The organism is Pseudomonas sp. RL_5y_Pfl2_73 (assembly GCF_963970515.1).
In the GTDB taxonomy this organism is placed as follows: domain Bacteria; phylum Pseudomonadota; class Gammaproteobacteria; order Pseudomonadales; family Pseudomonadaceae; genus Aquipseudomonas.
This window is the reverse complement of record NZ_CAXAPD010000098.1, coordinates 1-1,764: the sequence shown is the minus strand read 5'-3', so window position 1 is coordinate 1,764 and position 1,764 is coordinate 1. Positions and strand designations below refer to the sequence as shown.

General features: G+C 62.6%; 1 protein-coding gene. It reads left to right on the top strand.

The features are described from left to right. A partial coding sequence (locus AACY42_RS28340; protein ID WP_445261768.1) for a condensation domain-containing protein occupies nucleotides 1–1,764 on the top strand: 1,764 nt, incomplete at both ends.

Sequence of the window (1,764 nt, the reverse complement as noted above, 5' to 3'; positions counted from 1 at the left end):
GGATCATTCAGCAGTGATCGTCCGTGAATACGAGGCGCCACAAGGAGAAGTGGAAGCCAGCATTGCCCGGATCTGGGAGGACTTGCTCAAGCTCGAACAAGTCGGTCGCCACGACAACTTCTTTGAACTGGGCGGGCACTCGCTGTTGGCGGTGAAAATGATCGAACGCATGCGCCAGATCGAGCTGAGCGTCGATGTGCGGGTCTTGTTCGGCCAGCCGACGTTGGCCGCGTTGGCTGCCGCCGTCGGTGGCTACCGGGACGTCGTGGTGCCGGCCAACGGTATCCCGGCCGATTGCACGCGCATCACACCGGACATGCTGCCGCTGGCCGCGCTGTCCCAAGCGGAGATAGAGCAGATCGTCGCGGCGGTGCCGGGCGGTGTAAGTAACGTCCAAGACATTTATGCCCTGGCGCCGTTGCAGGAAGGCATTCTCTATCACCATTTGGCCGCCGCCGAAGGCGACCCCTATTTGCAACAGGTGATATTCGGTTTCGACCAGTTCACGCGCTTGGAAGATTTCGCCCATGCGCTGCAAGCCGTCATTGCCCGGCACGATATCCTGCGAACTGGCGTGCTCTGGGAAGGCTTGCCCGAACCCATGCAGGTGGTCTGGCGAGACGCGCCACTGAGTGTCGAGCCGGTTGCGCTGGATCCGGCGCAGGGTGACATCGCCACGCAGTTGCACCAGCGTTTCGACCCGCGATTCTATCGCCTGGACATTCGCAAGGCGCCGATGATGCGGCTTGTCTACGCGCAAGACCTGGCGAACCAACGCTGGGTGGGCATGCTGTTGTTTCACCATCTGGTGGACGACGTCACGTCACTGGCGGTGCTGTCGGCGGAAATCGAAGCGCACATGCTCGGTCAGGCGCAGCGGCTGTCGGCGTCGGTGCCGTACCGCAACTTCGTGGCCCAGGCTCGCCTGGGTGTGAGCCGTGAGGCGCACGAAACCTTCTTCCGTGAAATGCTCGGTGACATCGACGAGCCGACGTTGCCGTTCGATTTGCAGGATGTGCAAGGCGATGGCAGCGGCCTCGAGGAGGTGCGCCAGGAAGTCGAGGCCGACCTGAGTCGTCGACTGCGGGCCCAGGCGCGTCAGTTGGGAGTGAGCGCGGCGAGCTTGTATCACCTGGTTTGGGCGCAAGTCCTGGGCAAGATATCGGGCAAGGAGGATGTGGTGTTCGGCACGGTATTGGTCGGACGGATGCAGGGCGGTGAGGGGGCCGACCGCGCGCTGGGGATGTTCATCAATACCTTGCCGTTGCGAGTGAGTGTCGGGCAAACCGGGGTTCGTGCGGGGGTGAAAGCGACCCATGCCCGCTTGACCGCACTGCTGGGCCATGAACACGCCGCGTTGGCGCTGGCGCAACGCTGCAGCGGTGTGCAGGCGCCGACGCCGTTGTTCAGCGCCTTGCTCAACTATCGCCACTCCGGTACCACAGTGTCGAGCGAGGCATTGTCGGCTTGGAGCGGCATCCAGATCCTCAGTGGCGAGGAGCGGACCAATTATCCGCTGATGTTGTCGGTGGATGACCAGGGCGAGGCATTCAGCTTTACGGTCATGACCCCCGCGCGCATTGGTGCGCAGCGGCTTTGTGGTTATGTGCAACACACGCTGGAAAGCCTGGTCGCGGTGCTTGAACAGCAGCCGGACCTGCCCTTGCAGCAGGTGTCGATCCTGCCGACGTCGGAAAGCGAGAAGTTGTTGGTGACGTTCAACGCCACCGAGGCGGACTATCCGCGACAACAGACGATCCATGG